The organism is Hydrogenophaga sp. GW456-12-10-14-TSB4 (assembly GCF_059424305.1).
Genome location: NZ_JBWKZH010000072.1, coordinates 1 through 15,906, shown reverse-complemented (window position 1 = coordinate 15,906; position 15,906 = coordinate 1). Strand labels below are relative to the sequence as shown.

Annotated in this window: 5 protein-coding genes; all 5 read left to right on the top strand. The window is 72.1% G+C overall.

The window, feature by feature from the left end; all coding sequences use genetic code 11:
• The first annotated feature begins 44 nt into the window (after positions 1 to 44).
• The 5 genes from AC07ZS_RS25205 to AC07ZS_RS25185 all read left to right on the top strand — a co-directional run bounded on the left by AC07ZS_RS25205 (position 45) and on the right by AC07ZS_RS25185 (position 15,729).
• Positions 45 to 1,619: a hypothetical protein gene (locus AC07ZS_RS25205; RefSeq protein WP_494801222.1), complete on the top strand. Its 1,575-nt coding sequence runs from the start codon at positions 45 to 47 to the stop codon at positions 1,617 to 1,619.
• 103 nt (positions 1,620 to 1,722) lie between these two features.
• On the top strand, positions 1,723 to 3,273 hold the full coding sequence (locus AC07ZS_RS25200) for a ShlB/FhaC/HecB family hemolysin secretion/activation protein (protein ID WP_494801221.1): 1,551 nt from the start codon (positions 1,723 to 1,725) through the stop codon (positions 3,271 to 3,273).
• Between the two features lie 22 nt (positions 3,274 to 3,295).
• Entirely contained in the window at positions 3,296 to 13,465 is a 10,170-nt protein-coding gene (locus AC07ZS_RS25195; protein WP_494801220.1) for a filamentous hemagglutinin family protein, read from the top strand.
• A 106-nt stretch (positions 13,466 to 13,571) separates the two neighbouring features.
• Positions 13,572 to 15,314 (top strand): DUF2341 domain-containing protein, encoded by a 1,743-nt coding sequence (locus AC07ZS_RS25190; RefSeq protein ID WP_494801219.1) that lies wholly within the window; start codon positions 13,572 to 13,574, stop codon positions 15,312 to 15,314.
• A gap of 4 nt (positions 15,315 to 15,318) precedes the next feature.
• Positions 15,319 to 15,729 (top strand): ExbD/TolR family protein, encoded by a 411-nt coding sequence (locus AC07ZS_RS25185; protein WP_494801218.1) that lies wholly within the window; start codon positions 15,319 to 15,321, stop codon positions 15,727 to 15,729.
• Positions 15,730 to 15,906: the final 177 nt, after the last annotated feature.

Genomic DNA, 15,906 nt, shown 5'->3' with positions numbered 1-15,906 from the left:
TCGCACTCCCCGTTTCTCTTTCCCAACCTCCATCGGAATCCATCATGAAACTCGGCAAACTCGCTCTTGCCTGCGCCGCCCTGTGCGCAGCACCCGCCTTCGCCCTCACGCCGGCCCAGGTCGAAGCCTCCGGCAATCTCAAGGAAGTCTGGATCACCGGCGCTTCCGCCGTGCTGAACAACGCCTTCCAGGGCTTCGCCACCCTGTGCTCGGGCGCCACCTACCGCAACGCCGCCGGAGTAGTGGTGACCAACCCCGGCACGATGAACCTGTCGGTCTACCTGCAGAACACCGGCGCCAACGCCCTGGCACCCGGTCAGGGCGCCGGCAACAACGTGGCCTACGCCTGCACCGTGAACACCGTGGACGGCCGTGCTGGTGCCTTCGAAGGCGCCGACGTGGTGGTCTACCACACCGTCGAAGGCGGTTCCTTCAACGCCTACACCCCGTCCCTGCGCGCCTTCGGCGACACCAACGCCGAAATCCCCGCCACGCTGACCCGCACCACCGACCTGCGCCAGCTCGACAACGGCAGCAACTGCGCCGTCGCCGCCCCGGCCACCGCCTCGCTGACCATCTCCGGCCAGGCCAACAGCGTGCGCCGCTACACCAACTGCGCCCGCACCACCGTGACCCTGGCCACGCCCACCGTGGCCGCCTCGGTCAACGTCGCCGGCGACACCGCGCCCAAGCAGTCTTCGGGCGGCTTCTCCGACACCGAGTACAAGGTCAACCAGACCCTGCTGAACATCGCCACCTCGGTCGATGAAGTGGGCACGACCTACCGCACCAACGTGGCACAGGCCTTCGGCGTCGGCGTGAGCAAGAAGCTCTACCGCCAGCTGCAGAAGAGCCAGGGCCTGATCAACACCGTGGCCGACGACGGCGAGCTGTGCGACACCATGGTGCCGGGCGCCTGCCAGCCCTCGATCTCCACCGCCCAGTACGCCTCGGTCGCCTCGGTCAACACCGGCGGCACGATCAACGGCGCGTTCTTCGGTGGCGCCGCCGCCGACACCGTGCAGCTGCTGCGCCGCACGCCGACCTCGGGCACGCAATCGGCTTCGTCGATCCAGTTCCTGAACAACCCCTGCGGCGTGGCCGAAAACACCGGCTTCTACGTGCCCCTGCGCCGTGCCGACGTGTACAGCGGCAACACCCCGCTGACCAAGCTGCTGGTCGAAGAGCACAGCTCCAGCGGCAACGTCTCGGGTGGCCTGGTGACCGCCGCCAACAACAGCTACGCCCTGGGCGTGCTGTCGATGGAAAACGCCCGTGACGCCGCCGGCAACTGGGCCTATGTCCGCCTCAACGGCGCTTCGCCCAACGCACAGGTCGGCCTCAATGGCGTGGAAACCGAAGACCTGAACAACCGCGTCAACGCGGTGCGCGGCACCTACCCGATGTGGTTCGAGCTCGAAGGCTTCGTGCCCTACGAGCAGTCGGGCGGCGACGGCGATGCCTACATCTCCAGCGTGATCGCTTCCCTGGGCAACCCGGAAATCACCAACCTGCGCGGCCTGTTCATCACCGGCGCCGCCGGCGTGCCGGCCAACGGCGCCAACGTGTCGGAATTCACCCGCAACGCGCTGTCCTGCCAGCCCGCCCTGAAGCCCTGATCGGCCTCAGCGCAATCCTTCGGCCGCCCTTCGGGGTGGGCCGATGTCGGGGAAACGCGGCCTGCCGCGTTTCGCCCTTTTCTGTTTGAAGACGCCCGATCCGATGAAACCGATCCGCCTCCTGCTGCTGGCCGCCGGCCTGGTTCTTTCGACTGCGCACGCGCAGGACGCGCGCTTCGATGTGTTCGAGTACCGCGTCGAGGGCGCCACGCTGCTGCCCGCCGTCGCCGTCGAGCGCGCGGTCTATGGCCACATGGGCGAGCAGAAGACGCTGGCCGACGTGGAGAAGGCGCGCGAGGCGCTGGAGAAGGCCTACCACGGCGCCGGCTACCTCACGGTGCTGGTGAGCATCCCGCAGCAGCGCGTGAACGAAGGCGTGGTGCGCCTGCAGGTGACCGAAGCGCCGGTGGACCGGCTGCGCGTGACCGAGTCGCGCTACTACAGCCTGGACGCCATCAAGGAAGCCGCGCCGCAGCTGGCCGAGGGCAACGTGCCCAACTTCCAGGACGTGCAGGCCGAGCTCACCGCGCTCAACCGCAGCCCCGACCGGCGCGTGACGCCGGTGCTGCGCCCGGGCAAGACGCCGGGCACCGTGGAGGTGGACCTCAAGGTGCAGGACCGCCTGCCGTTCCACGGCAACCTCGAAATCAACGACCGTTACAGCCCTGACACGACACGGACACGCGCGAGCGCGAGCCTGCGCTGGGACAACCTCTGGGGCCGCCAGCACAGCATCGGCCTGACGGTGCAGACCGCCCCGCAGGAACCTGGCGAGAGCCAGGTGTTCTCGCTCAACTACACCTGGCCGCTGGCCAACGGGGGCTTTCTGGCGCTCTACGGCATCCGCTCCGATTCCGACGTCTCCGCGGTGGGCACGCTCAACGTGGTGGGCCGCGGCGACATCGTGGGCGCGCGCTACATCCGCCCGCTGCCAGGCAACGAAGGCTTCTTCCACAGCGCCAGCTTCGGCATCGACCACAAGGACTTCGATCAGTCGGTCAAGCTCATCGGCAGCGGCGGCTTCAACACGCCGATCGCCTACACGCCGTTCACCCTCGGCTGGGACGGCACCTGGCTGGGCGAGAAGCGCACCACGCGCGCGGGCATCTCGTTCAACTTCCACGTCAACGGCCTGGGCGGCAGCGAGCAGGAGTTCGCCGACAAGCGCTACCAGGGCCGCCCGTCCTACGTCTACCTGCGCGGCCACGCCTCGCAGGAGCGCACCCTGCCTGGCGACTGGGGCATCGACTGGCGTGGCAGCTGGCAGCTCTCGGGCCAGCCCCTGATCTCCAACGAGCAGTTCGCCATCGGTGGCCTGGACACGGTGCGCGGCTACCACGAATCGGCCGCGCTGGGCGAGCAGGGCGTGGCCCTGAGCCTGGAAGGCCGCACGCCCAACGTCGCCGCGCGCCTGGGCACGGACAGCGTGAGCGAGCTGCGCGCGCTCGCCTTCGTCGACGCCGGCCACGTGCGCGTGGTCGATCCCATCACCGCGACCAGCCGCTACACCCTGGCCAGCGTGGGCCTGGGCCTGCGCGCGCGCGGTGCCAGCGGCCTGCAGGGCGCGCTGTGGTGGGCCTACCCGCTCAAGCCCGTGGGCACGACCGCCCGCGGCGACCACCGACTGCATTTCAGCCTCACCTACGAGTGGTGAGCTCTTTTCCGAGGACCGTTCCATGAACCGCCAACGCCACCGCATCGTTTTCAGTCGCCACCTGGGCACCCTCGTCGCCGTGGCCGAATGCGCTCGTGCGCAGGGCAAGGCCGCCAGCGGGGCGCGCGGGGCCGGGGCCCTGGCCGCCGCGCTGCTGATCGCCGCGCCGCTGGGCGCGCAGCAGCTGCCCGTGCCCAGCGCGGGCGGGGCGCTGCCGCCCTTCGTCACCGCCGGGCAGGCGGCCTACCAGGCGGCGCTCACCCAGGCCACGGCCCACCAGGCTTTCGTGAACCAGGTCGGCAACAAGGCGGTCCTGAACTGGAAGAGCTTCAACATCGGCGCGGGCCACAGCGTGCAGTTCCGCCAGGTGCACGACCTGAGCAGCAACGAACCCGTCAAGGGGGCCAGCTTCACCACGCTCAACCGCATCTGGGACATCAACCCCAGCGTGATCGCGGGCGCCATCGGCCAGGCGGACGGCCAGAAGGCCAACATCATCCTGGTCAACAGCAACGGCATCGCCTTCATGGGCGGCTCGCAGGTGAACCTCAACAGTTTCACCGCCAGCACGCTGAACATGGCGGACCAGTTCGTCGACAACCTGCTCACCAGCAACACGCTGACGCCGCAGTTCCAGCTGGCGCTGGACGGTGGCGAGGCGCGCGGTTTCATCAAGGTGTTCGAGGGCGCGCGCATCAGCGCCGGCCAGTTCGGTCGCGTGATGCTGATCGCGCCCACGGTGGTGAACCGGGGCAGCGTGAGCGCGCCCGATGGCCAGGTGATCATGGCCGCCGCCAGCAAGCTCTACCTGCGCTCGGCCTCCGGCGTGGACAGCAATGTGAGCGGCCTGCTGGTCGAGGTGGACAGCCCGGCCGCGCTCAACGGTTACGAGCAGGCCAACGCCGGCGTGGTGAACGGCAAGATCGGCGACCAGGAGATCGCACTGACCCACCCGGCGGACGACCTGCTCGGCCACGTGACCAACCTGGGCAGCCTCTCGGCCGATCGCGGCAACGTGACCATGATCGGCTACGCCGTCAACCAGAAGGGCCTGGCCTCGGCCTCCAGCTCGGTGGTGCAGAACGGCTCGGTCTACCTGCTGGCGCGCGACCGCGCGGTGAGCAACAGCGAACCCACGCGCGGCGGGCGCGTGGTGATCGGCGCGGGCAGCCTGACCGAGGTCCGCATCGACACCGACAGCAGCGCCACCGCGCAGGACGGCAAGAACGGCGACCGGCTGGAAAAGCCCTCGGTGGTGAAGGTGGTGGGTCAGGACGTGCGGCTGGAAAGCGGCTCGCGCATCGTCGCCCCCTCGGGCACGGTCGACATCACGGCGCAGGACAACCCGGGCGCGGGCGGCGCCAACGACCCCTTCACCCGGCCCGGGTCTTCCTATGTCTCCAACACCGCGCGGCTGCACATCGCCGAGGGCGCGGTCATCGACGTCTCGGGCCTGCGGGACGTGGCGGTGGACGTGGGGCGCAACAGTGTGGCGGTGGAGCTGCGCGGCGACGAGCTCAAGGACTCGCCGGTGAACCGCAACGGCCCCTTGCGCGGCCAGACGGTGTACATGGACGTGGAGCGCGCGCTGGCGCTGGCCGAGGGCGGCCTGGACACCCTGGTGGCCAAGGACAGCCTGGAGAGCTACGCGGCCCGCCTGCAGCGCGGCGCGGCCGAACGCGCGACCAGCGGCGGCACGGTGACCCTGCGCTCGCAGGGCGAGACCATCGTAGAGAGCGGCGCCACCATCGACGTCTCCGGCGGCAGTGTGGACTACCGGGCCGGCATGGTGAAGCAGTCGGTGCTGATCACCAACGGCAAGCTGGTCGACGCGACCGAGGCCACGGCGGGCACGCGCTACGACGGCGACGCCTCGCGCTTCCGGGTGGACCACGACCGCTGGAACCGCACCGACGTGATCGAGACCGGCGCCGCGCAGCGCTACGACGCGGGCTACGTGCAGGGCAAGGACGCCGGCCGCGTGAACGTGGTCGGCATGAAGGCCACCGTGATGCAGGGCGATGTGGTCGGGCGCACCGTGCAGGGCACGCTGCAACAGGCCAGCGGCAGCGCACCGGCCGGCGCCACGCTGCAACTGGGCAGCAAGGCGGTGGAGGGCGACTTCAAGCTCAACCAGCGCGTGCTGATCGAGCGCGGTCTCGCGGGCCTGCAGACCGGCTTCGGCTTTGGCGACGCGCTGGATCCGTCGTTCACCGAGACGCTGGTGATCGACCCGCGCCTGCTCGGCAAGGACCGCGTGGCCCGGCTGGAGGTCTTCGGCAACAACGAGGTGGTGATCCGCAGCGACCTGGCGATGGAGCCCGGCGGCGCGCTCTCGGTGACCGGCCAGAGCGTGCAGGTGGATGCCAACCTGAGCGCGCGCGGCGGGCGCATCGAACTCAATGCCGCGAGCAACGTGGTCAACACCGCCGCCCCCGCCCCCCGGCTGGCCGTCGCGGCCGGCCGCACGATCGATGTGAGCGGTGGCTTCACTCACCTCAACCCCCGGCTCCCGCAGACGAACGCGCCGGTGGCGCCGGCGGACGGCGGCCAGATCGTGATCGCCTCGGACGGCGTGCTCGCGCTCGGCGCGGGCAGTGTGCTGCGCGCCGACGGCGGTGCGCGCATCGATGCGAAAGGCAAGACCACCCTGGGCGATGGCGGCGCCATCGAGCTTTCGGGCGCGACCGGGCTGTCGCTCGGCGGCGAGCTCAGCGCGCTCGGCGGCGACAAGGGCGGCAGCCTGACCCTGGGCGCACCGGCGATGGTGGTGGGCGGTTCGGGCGCGGGCCTGCCCGCCGATGCCACCCACCTCGCGGCGGATTTCTTCTCGCAGGGCGGTTTCGAGCAGGTCAACGTGCGCGGCGACCGCTCGGTGGACATCGTGGCAGGCACCGTGCTGCAGCCCCTGCTCACCACCCGCGCGCTGGTCTCCGATGCGGGCACCGCCTCGACCGGTACCCCGCTCGCGCAGGTGCTGCAGAACGAGGTGCGCTCGCCGCTGGAGCGCCGCGCGGTCAACCTCGCGTTCAGCGCGCCGGCCACGCTGGACGGCACGGCCGGCACGGTCACGCTGGGCGAGGGCGCGCGCATCCTGGCCGAACCGGGCGCGAACGTGTCGTTCAGCGCGCGCGCCCAGGTCAAGCTGCTGGGGGAGGTGCAAGCCCAGGGCGGCACCATCAGCGCCACTGTGAACCGTGGCACCGCCGACCCGTTCCGCGCCGACGCGGCGGTCTGGCTGGGCGAGCACGCGCGGCTGGACGCCAGCGGCGTGGTGCGCACCGAGGTCGACGACCAGGGCCTGGTGCGCGCGCAGGTGAAGGACGGTGGCACGGTGCAGCTGCAGGGCACCAACGCCTACGTGGTCACGCAGGCCGGCTCGGTGATCGATGTCAGCGGCAGCGCCGCCACCCGGGGGGACAACGCCGGTGCGGCCGAAGGCCTGGGGCAGCCGGTCTCGGCCAGCGCCGGCACGCTGCGCGTGGGCACCACCGAAGGCGCCCTGCTGGACGGCACGGTGCATGCCCAGGCGCGCGCGGCCGACGCGCGCGGCGGCGACTTCGTGTTCGCCCTGACGGCCACCGACGCCACCGCGCGCGCGGCGGCCGGTGCGCCGATCGGGCCGCGCCAGCTCACGGTCGAGCAGACCGTGGCCGACCAGAGCGCGGGCCTGGCCCCTGGCGCGGCGCTGGACAACGCGCACAACGGCCACGTGCGCCTCTCGGCCACGGCCCTGCGCGAGGCCGGCTTCGACGCGCTGAACCTGAGCAGCGCCGACCGCATCGCGCTGGCCGACGGCGTGCAGCTGCAGGCCGCGGCCGGCGCGCGCGAGCTGCGCTTCGTGCGCCTGGACGCGGCTCAGCTGCAGGTCCAGGGCGCGGGCGCGCAGGTGCGGGCGCACGAGGTGCTGCTGTCGAACAGCCCGAACACCACCGTCGCCGCGCCCACCGGCGGTCCGGCCACGCTGGACGTGCAGGCCGGGCTGCTGCGCGTGCAGGGCCGCGTGACCGTGGCCGGTGCCGACCAGGTGCGGCTCACCGGGCGGCAGGAGATCCGGCTGGAAGGCGCGTCGTCGTCGCAGCGCGAAGGCTCGCTCACCGTCGGGGGGGACCTGGACCTGCACGCGGGCGTGGTCGCGCCGGGCACCGACGCGCAATTCACCATCGACGTGCCCCAGGGCGACGTGCGCATTCATGCGGTGGGGGTGGAGCCTTCCATGCCCTTGTCGGCCCAGGGCAGCCTGACCGTGAAGGCGGGTGACATCACCCAGGCGGGGCGCGTGTGGGCGCCGATGGGCGCCATCGACCTGCAGGCGCGCGGCGCGCTCGAACTGCAATCGGGCAGCCTGACCTCGGTGCACGCCGAGGGCCTCATTCCGTATGGCCGCATCGAAAACGGTCGCGCCTGGGTGTACGGCGAAGGGCAGGGCCGCACCATCGACCATCTCGACGGCAAGCGCATCCGCACCGAGGGCGCGAGCGTCAACGTGCAGGCCGGCGCGCGCGTGGACCTGCGCGGTGGCGGCGACCTGCAGGCCGACGAATTCACCGTCGGCCCGGGCGGTTCGCTCGACTTCCTGGCGCAGGACGGCGTGTACGCCGTGCTGCCGGCCTATGCGGCCGGTTTCGCGCCGGGCGACGCCGCGCTCGACGGCCGCCTGGAGCGCTCCGGCGCGATCGAACTGCGCGGCGTGCCCGGCCTGGCCGACGGCCGCTATGTGCTGCTGCCGGGCCGCTACGCCTTGCTGCCCGGTGCCTTCGCCGTGCGGCTCAGCGACAACGCCGCCGCGCTGCTGCCCTCGCAGGTCCACACGCGCGCCGACGGCGTGCGCGTGGCGGCCGGCTTCGTCACCGACACGCGCACGCAGGCGCCCACGCCGGGCCAGTGGAACGCGGTGGAGGTGTTCACCGCCGACCAGGTGCGCGATCGCGCCGAGTACACCGTGACGCGCGCGGCCGACTTCTTCGGCGCCGGCAGCGCGCAGGCCGCCGACGCGGGGCGCCTCTCGCTGGTCACGCAAGGCACGGGCGCCGACGCGCTGCGCCTGCAGGGCCAGTTCCTCACCGCGGCGGCCCAGGGTGGGCGCGGCGCGGCGGTGGACCTGTCGGCCGACCGCATCGAGGTGGTGGGGGCGGGGCCCGCGCCCACCACCAGCGGCGCCACCGTGATCGCCGCGCAGGACCTCAACGCGCTGGGCGCGGCCAGCCTCCTCATCGGTGGCGAGCGCCGCGCGCAGGGCAACGCCGACGTGATCACCGTCGGTGCGCGCGAGGTCACGCTCACGAACGACGAAGCCTCGGCGCTGCGCGCGGCCGACATCATCCTGACCGGCTCGGAGCGCGTGGAACTGACCGAGGGCAGCCGCCTGCAGGCGCAGGGCCCGGCGGGCTCGGGCCGCGCCTTCAGCGTGGCCGGCAACGGGGCGCTGGTGCGCGCGGGCGTGGACGCCGTGGCCTACGAGCGCACCGGCGCGCCGGACCGCAGTACCGGCACCATCGTGGGCGCGGCCAGCAGCCGCATCGACGCGCCGGCCATCGTCCTCGACGCCACGGCCGACAACCGCTTCCAGGGCGAACTCGGCTTCGGCGGCTCCAGCGGCGGGCGGCTGGACATCGGCGCCTCGCGCATCAGCCTGGGCGAGGTGCCCGCCGGCACCGGCGGTGTGGTCTACGACAACGCGGACCTCGCGCGCTTCGACACGCTGGACGCGCTGGCCCTGCGCAGCTATTCGTCGATCGACCTGTATGGCGACACGCAGCTCGGTGCCCAGGGCGCCGACGGCAAGGCCACGCTGGGCCGGCTGGACCTGCGCGCCGCCGCGCTCTCGGGCCAGGGCAACGCCCAGGCCACGGTGCGCGCGGGCACGGTGAGCTTCGCCAACGCAGCGGGCGCCACGGCCGCGCCGGTGAGCGCCGCCCCGGGCAGCGCGCTCACGGTGCACGCCGACCGCCTGGAGCTGGGCGAAGGCGCCAAGCGCATCGACGGCTTCGACACGGTGGCGCTGAACGCGGGCACGCTGGCCGGCGTGGGCACGGGCTCGCTGGCCGTGGCGGCCAGCACCACCACGGTGGCCACCGGCGCGATCGTCGGCACCGAGGCGTCGAACCAGACCCTCAACGCCAGCGGTCGCCTGGCCGTCGAACGCCTGGCCGGTGCGGACGCGGCGGCCGCTGCTTCCGCGCTGGGCTCGCGCTGGCAGCTCGAAGGCGAGTCGCTGGACTTCGGTGCGCGCGCCGTGCTGCCCTCGGGCGAACTCGGCCTCACGTCGCGCAGCGGCGAGCTGCGCGTGGGCGCCACCGCCGAGATCGACGCGGGCGGTCGCCATGTAAGTTATTTCGATGCCCAGCGCGCCACCGACGGCGGCCGGGTGAGCCTGCAGTCGCAGGGCAGCGGCGGCATCACGGTGGAGCAGGGCGCGCGCATCGGCGTGTCGGCCGTCGCGGGCGGCGATGCCGGCCGCATCGAGATCCGCACGCCGGGCGGCACGCTCGACCTCGCCGCGGGCAGCCTGCAAGGGCAGGCCGCGACGGGCGGCGGTGAAGGCGCGCGGATCGCGGTGGACGTGGGCCGCGTGGCCGATTTCTCCGCGCTCGCGGCGGCGGTGGGGCAGGGCGGTTTCACGCAGGAACAGGCCTACCGCGTGCGCACGGGCGACCTCGAGCTGCAGGCGGGGCAGACGGTGCGCGCGCAGGACATCGCGATCGCCGCCGACGGCGGCGGCATCCGCGTGGCCGGCACGCTGGACGCCAGCGGCGCGAAAGGCGGGCGCGTGAGCGTGCAGGCCCAGGGCGATCTCACGCTGGCCAGTGGCGCGCGGATCTCGGTGCAGGCCACGGACGCGGCGCAGAACGGCGGCACGGTCGAGCTCGGGTCGAGCGACGGTGTGCTGGACCTGCAGCAGGGCGCCACCATCGCGGCGCAGGGCGCGCGCGGCGGCGAGGTGCAGCTGCGCGCGCGCCGCACCGGCTCGGGCGCCAGCGAAGACGTGGCCGTCACGCAAGTGGCCTCCACCTTCGACGGCGTGGACACGGTCCGCCTGGAAGCGGTCAAGGTGCACGAGAACATCGGCCGCCTGACGGCGAGCGGCAACGTGGCGGGTGAGCTCTCGCTGGCCACGGTGAACGCCGACCTGAACAACTTCGCGGCGCGCCACGGCGCGATCGAATCGCGGCTGGGCCAGGCGGCCGATGCGCGCTTCCAGGTGGTCTCGGGCGTGGAGGTGCGCTCGCAGGGCGACCTCACCCTCGCCAACGACTGGAACCTGGACGGCAGCCACGCGGGCGGCCAGCCCGGCGTGCTCACGCTGCGCGCGGCCGGCAACGTGAAGCTGGACAGCCACCTCTCCGACGGCTTCAGCACCGCCACGCCGTGCGCCACCACCACCTGCGCCCCCACCTCGCCGGTGCCGGCCACGCTGCGCGGTCAGGATTCGTGGAGCGTCAACGTGACCGCCGGCGCCGACCTCGGCGCCGCGAACCGCCACGCCACCGTGGCCGGCACGGGCGACGTGACCCTGGCCGCCGGCAAGCTGCTGCGCACCGGCACCGGCGACATCCGCGTGCACGCGGGCCGCGACGTGGTGCTCGCCAGCGCCGAGTCCGCCATCTACACCGCCGGCAAGCTGGCCGCGCCGGTGGCCGGCTTCGCCGTGCCGGCCAACGCCCAGTTCAGCGAGCAGGGCGGCGACGTGGTGATCGACGCCGGGCGCGACATCAAGTCGCTCGCGCGCTCGCAGCAGCTCTACAGCAACTGGCTGTTCCGCCAGGGCCAGACCCACACCACCGGCGACAGCTACGCCACGGCCCCGGGCTGGTGGGTCCGCTTCGACCGCTTCCAGCAGGGCGTGGGCGCGCTCGGCGGCGGCGACGTGACGCTGCGCGCCGGCAACGACGTGAGCAACCTCTCGGCCAGTGCGCCCACGCAGGCACGCTCGACCGGCACCACGCCGGCGACCAACACCCTGGTGGTCACCGGCGGCGGTTCGGTGCGGGTCGAGGCGGGCGGCGACATCCAGGGCGGCCAGTACCAGGCCGACCGGGGCGCGCTGCGGCTGGCCGCGGGCGGGAACATCGAGGCCGGCGAGCGCGTCACCGTGGGCACGGGCTCGCGCGCGCTCTTCCCCATCCTCGCGATGGGCGACACGCAGGCCAAGGTCACGGCGCGCGGCGACGTGGGCATCCACGCGGTGATCAACCCGCACCTGGTGGTGCAGTCCTCGGGCAGCGGCACCGGCGTGAACGTGGCCACCTCCGCCAGCCCGCAGTGGAGCCTGTTCTCCACCTACAGCGACGCCGCCGCCCTCCACATGGGCAGCCTCACGGGTGACGTGGTGTTCCACAACCGGCCCGCCGGTTCCAGCGAGCTGGCGTCGCTGATCACCACCAACCAGACTTATCGGGCGCCGCTCAACTTCCTGATCAGCACGGCGAACTACAACGCGGCGATCGCCATGGGCGTGTTGCCGCCGAGCCTGGAGATCACCGCACCGCAGGGCCGGGCGGTGGTCGACGGTTTGAGCTCGACCCTGCAGCCTTCCGCGGCGGGGCAGCTCGCGCTGCTGGCGCGCGACGAGGTGAACCTGGCCGCGAGCCTGAACCTCAGCGACATGGCACCGCTGCCCGATGTGCTGCATCCTGTCACGCGCAGCAGCGCCTTCGCCACCAGCACGGCCACCGCGCACGCCGCCGTGCCGGTGCACCTGGGATCGGACACCCCGGCGCTGCTGCACGCCAGCGAAGGCGACGTGGTCGGTCAGTCGACCAAGCTCAACCTCGCGAGCGCCAAGCCGGTCTCGGTCAAGGCCGGGCGCGATGTGCGCAACCTGGGCCTGTCGATCCAGCACAACGATGACGACGACGTGTCGGTGGTGCAGGCCGGGCGCGACGTGGTGTTCAGCTCCACCGGCACCTCGCGCACGTCGGGCTCCTACGTGTGGGTGGCCGGCCCGGGCCGGCTCGAAGTGCGCGCCGGGCGCGACGTGGACCTGGGCACCTCGGCCGGCATCGTCAGCCGCGGCAACCTCGACAACCCGGCGCTGTCCTCGCAGGGTGCGGACCTGCACATCTACGCCGGCATCGGCGACGCGGCCTGGCAGGAGACCGACGTGATCGGCCGCCTGCTCACGCAACTCGGCAACGCGCCGGGCGACGTGGGCGCGCTCTGGGCCGCGCGCTGGCTCACCGGCAACACCGGCCTGGACGCCGCGAACGCGGCCGACGCCGTGCGCGCCTTGCAGGCGTTGCCGGCCAATGCGCAGCGCGAGCGCGTGCGCACCATGGTCTACACCGCACTGCGCGAGACCGGTCGCGACCGCAACCGCCCCGAGAGCGACTTCGCGGGCGACTACAGCCGCGGCTACGCCGTGCTCGACCTGGCCTTCCCCGGCATGGCCGAGCGCACGCCGCAGGGCGGCTTCGCGCGTTACCAGGGGTCGCTCAACCTGTTCGCCAGCCGCATCCTCACCGAGGCCGGTGGCGACATCGATTTCATGGTGCCGGGCGGCGACGTGGTGGTGGGCCTGGCCAACACACCGGCCCATTTGATCGCCACGCAGCCGCCGGGCTCGGGCATCGGCCTGACCGACAGCGGCGTGCTCGGCATCGCGGTGATCGGCGAGGGCCGCGTGCGCGGCTTCGCGCGCGGTGACGTGCTCGTGAACCAGTCGCGCCTCCTCACCCTCGGCGGTGGCGACATGGTGCTGTGGTCCAGCGAAGGCGACATCGACGCCGGCAAAGGCAAGAAGACCGCCTCGGTGGTGCCGCCGCCGCTGATCCTGATCGACGCCCAGGGCAACGTGACGCAGGTGCTCCAGGGGGCCGCCACGGGTTCGGGCATCGCGGCCCTGTCCACCGGCGGCGGACGCGAGGGCGACGTGGACCTGATCGCGCCCAAGGGCAAGGTCAACGCCGGCGATGCCGGCATCCGCGCCGGCAACCTCAACATCGCCGCGCAGGTGGTGCTGGGCGCCGACAACATCTCGGCGAGCGGTTCGAGCACCGGCACGCCGGTGGCCGACACCAGCGCGGTGACGGCGGCGTCCTCCGGCGCCACCTCGGGCGGCGACGACGCCTCGCGCGTGGTCGAGGCGCTCAACCAGGCCGCGGCCGATTCGGCCAAGGCCGCGCAGGAACTGGCCGCCGCGCTGCGGCCGTCGGTGGTGCGCGTCGATGTGCTGGGCTTCGGCAGCGAATAGTCCGAATGGATGGTTCCCCCCTTCTGTAACACCCGCGCCACCGTTCCTTCTTACCTTTCTGTGCTGGCCCCGCTCTCGCGTGGGCCGGCTTTTTGATGCCCCTCCCATGAAACGCTTCCTCACCCTCGCTGTCTGCCTGCTGATGCTGCCCCTGTCCGCCCAAGCGTGGTGGGACGAGGCCTGGACCATCCGCAAGAAGATCACCCTGGACACCCAGGCCGCCGGCATCACCGCCGAGGTGACGGGCGTGCCGGTGCTGGTGCGCCTGTCCACCGGCAACTTCGATTTCATCGCCGCCAACGAGAACGCGTCCGACCTGCGCTTCGTGGCCGAGGACGGGAAGACCGTGCTGCCGCACCACATCGAGCGCTTCGACAGCGCCAACGAACTCGCCTTCGTGTGGGTGCAGGTGCCGCGCCTGGCCGGGAGCAACGCGGCGCAGCACATCTGGCTGTACTACGGCAACGAGGCCGCGCAGCCGGTGGCGGCCACCGGCCTCTACGACGCCTCCCAGTGGGCCGTGTACCACCTGGGCGACACCAGCGGCCTGCCGCAGGACAGCGCGGGCGCCGGCCACCACGTGCTCGGCGGCACCTCGACCCCGGTGCCCAGCGGCCTGATCGGCGGCGCCGCCCGCCTGAACGCCGACGGTGGCCTGCAGGCGGGCGACGCCACACTGCAGGCCGCCACCGGTTTCACCTTCTCGGCCTGGATCAAGCCCGAGCGCGCCGACGGCGAGCTGCTGGCCTTCGGTGGCCTCACGCTTTCGCTGCGCGGCGGCGTGCCGGTGCTCGGCGTGGCGGCGGCCACCGCACCGGGCGGCGCGCCGCTGGCCCTCGGTGCCTGGCGCCACATCGCGGTGAGCACCGGCAGCAACACCGTGCTCTACATCGACGGCAAGGTCGCCACCAGCCTGCCGGCCGCTTTCGCGCCTGCCGGGGCCTTGCGCATCGGCGGCGGCCTGGTCGGCGAGATCGACGAGGTGCAGGTGTCCACCGTGCAGCGCACCGAAGCCTGGATCGCCGCGCAGGCCGACTCGCAGGGCCAGGCCGGCCGCCTGGTGCGCATGGGCCAGGAAGAGACCACCGACACCGGTGGCGAGACCGGCTACTTCGTGGCCACCATGAACAACCTGACCGTCGACGGCTGGGTGGTCACCATCATCTGCGTGCTGATGCTGCTCGTGGCGATCTACGTGATCTGGGCCAAGGCGGTGCTGCTCTCGCGCGTCGAGAAAAGCAACCCGCGCTTCGGCGAAGCCTTCGACCAGCTCAGCGCGACGCTGCGCTCGCTCGACGCCGGCGCGCAGGAGCACGCCCGCCAGCTCGACAGCCTGACCGCCCCATCCGCGCAGTTTCACCACTCGCCGCTGCACCGCATCTACCAGGTGGGCGCGCGCGAACTGAAGTCGCGTTTCCACCTGGGCGACCCGAAGGCGCCGGTGGTGGAGCACGACGGTGTGACCGCGCCCTCGGTGAGCGAGCGCGCCATGCTCGCCGTGCGCGCCGCGCTGGACGCCCAGATGACGCGCGAGCGCCAGCGGCTGGACCGCGGCATGGTGCTGCTGACGATCGCGATCTCGGGCGGCCCCTTCCTCGGCCTGCTGGGCACCGTGGTCGGCGTGATGATCACCTTCGCGGCCATCGCCGCCGCCGGCGACGTGAACGTGAACGCCATCGCGCCCGGCATCGCGGCCGCGCTGGTGGCCACCGTGGCCGGCCTGGGCGTCGCGATCCCGGCGCTGTTTGGCTACAACTACCTGCAGACCAAGATCAAGGCCCTGTCCAACGACATGACGGTTTTCGTGGACGAATTCGTCACGAAGATGGCCGAGACCTACGGAGACTGACGCCATGGCACAGGTTCAGGAAGACGGTGCCGTCTACGACGACATCAACATCACCCCGATGCTCGACCTGGCCTACGTGCTGCTGGTCATCTTCATCCTCATGACCACGGCCTCGGTGCAGGGCATCAAGGTCAACCTGCCCAAGGCCAGCAACACGCCCAGCCTGGCCAAGCCGGCCACGCGCGCCATCACCATCACCGAGACCGGTGCGCTCTACCTCGACGCCTACCCCATGGCCACGCTGGCCGACCTGGAGGCGCGCCTGCTGCAGTTCAAGGCCGCGACGCCGGAGTTCCCGATCGTGGTCAAGGGCGACTCCGCCGTGCAGTACGAGAAGGTGGTCGAGGTGCTCGACCTGCTGGGCCGGCTCGATCTGAACCAGATCGGCCTGGTCACGCAACGCCTCGTGAAGTGAACCTTCTTCGCTGACTTCATGAACCCGCGCCTGTTCCGTGTCGTGGCCGTGGGGCTGCTGATCGCTGCCTTGATCGCGCTCGCCGTGTGGCTCTACAAGCTGCTGGGCGAGCCCGCCGAGCCGTCGAAGAAGCGCGCGGTGCAGCAGATCGAGCTGCTCAAACCGCCGCCCCCACCC

Excerpts from the sequence above, each read along its gene's own strand:
- AC07ZS_RS25195 (WP_494801220.1), top strand. The coding sequence starts at position 3,296 with ATGAACCGCCAACGCCACCGCATCGTTTTCAGTCGCCACCTGGGCACC.
- AC07ZS_RS25205 (WP_494801222.1), top strand. The coding sequence starts at position 45 with ATGAAACTCGGCAAACTCGCTCTTGCCTGCGCCGCCCTGTGCGCAGCA.
- AC07ZS_RS25200 (WP_494801221.1), top strand. The coding sequence starts at position 1,723 with ATGAAACCGATCCGCCTCCTGCTGCTGGCCGCCGGCCTGGTTCTTTCG.
- AC07ZS_RS25185 (WP_494801218.1), top strand. The coding sequence starts at position 15,319 with ATGGCACAGGTTCAGGAAGACGGTGCCGTCTACGACGACATCAACATC.
- AC07ZS_RS25190 (WP_494801219.1), top strand. The coding sequence starts at position 13,572 with ATGAAACGCTTCCTCACCCTCGCTGTCTGCCTGCTGATGCTGCCCCTG.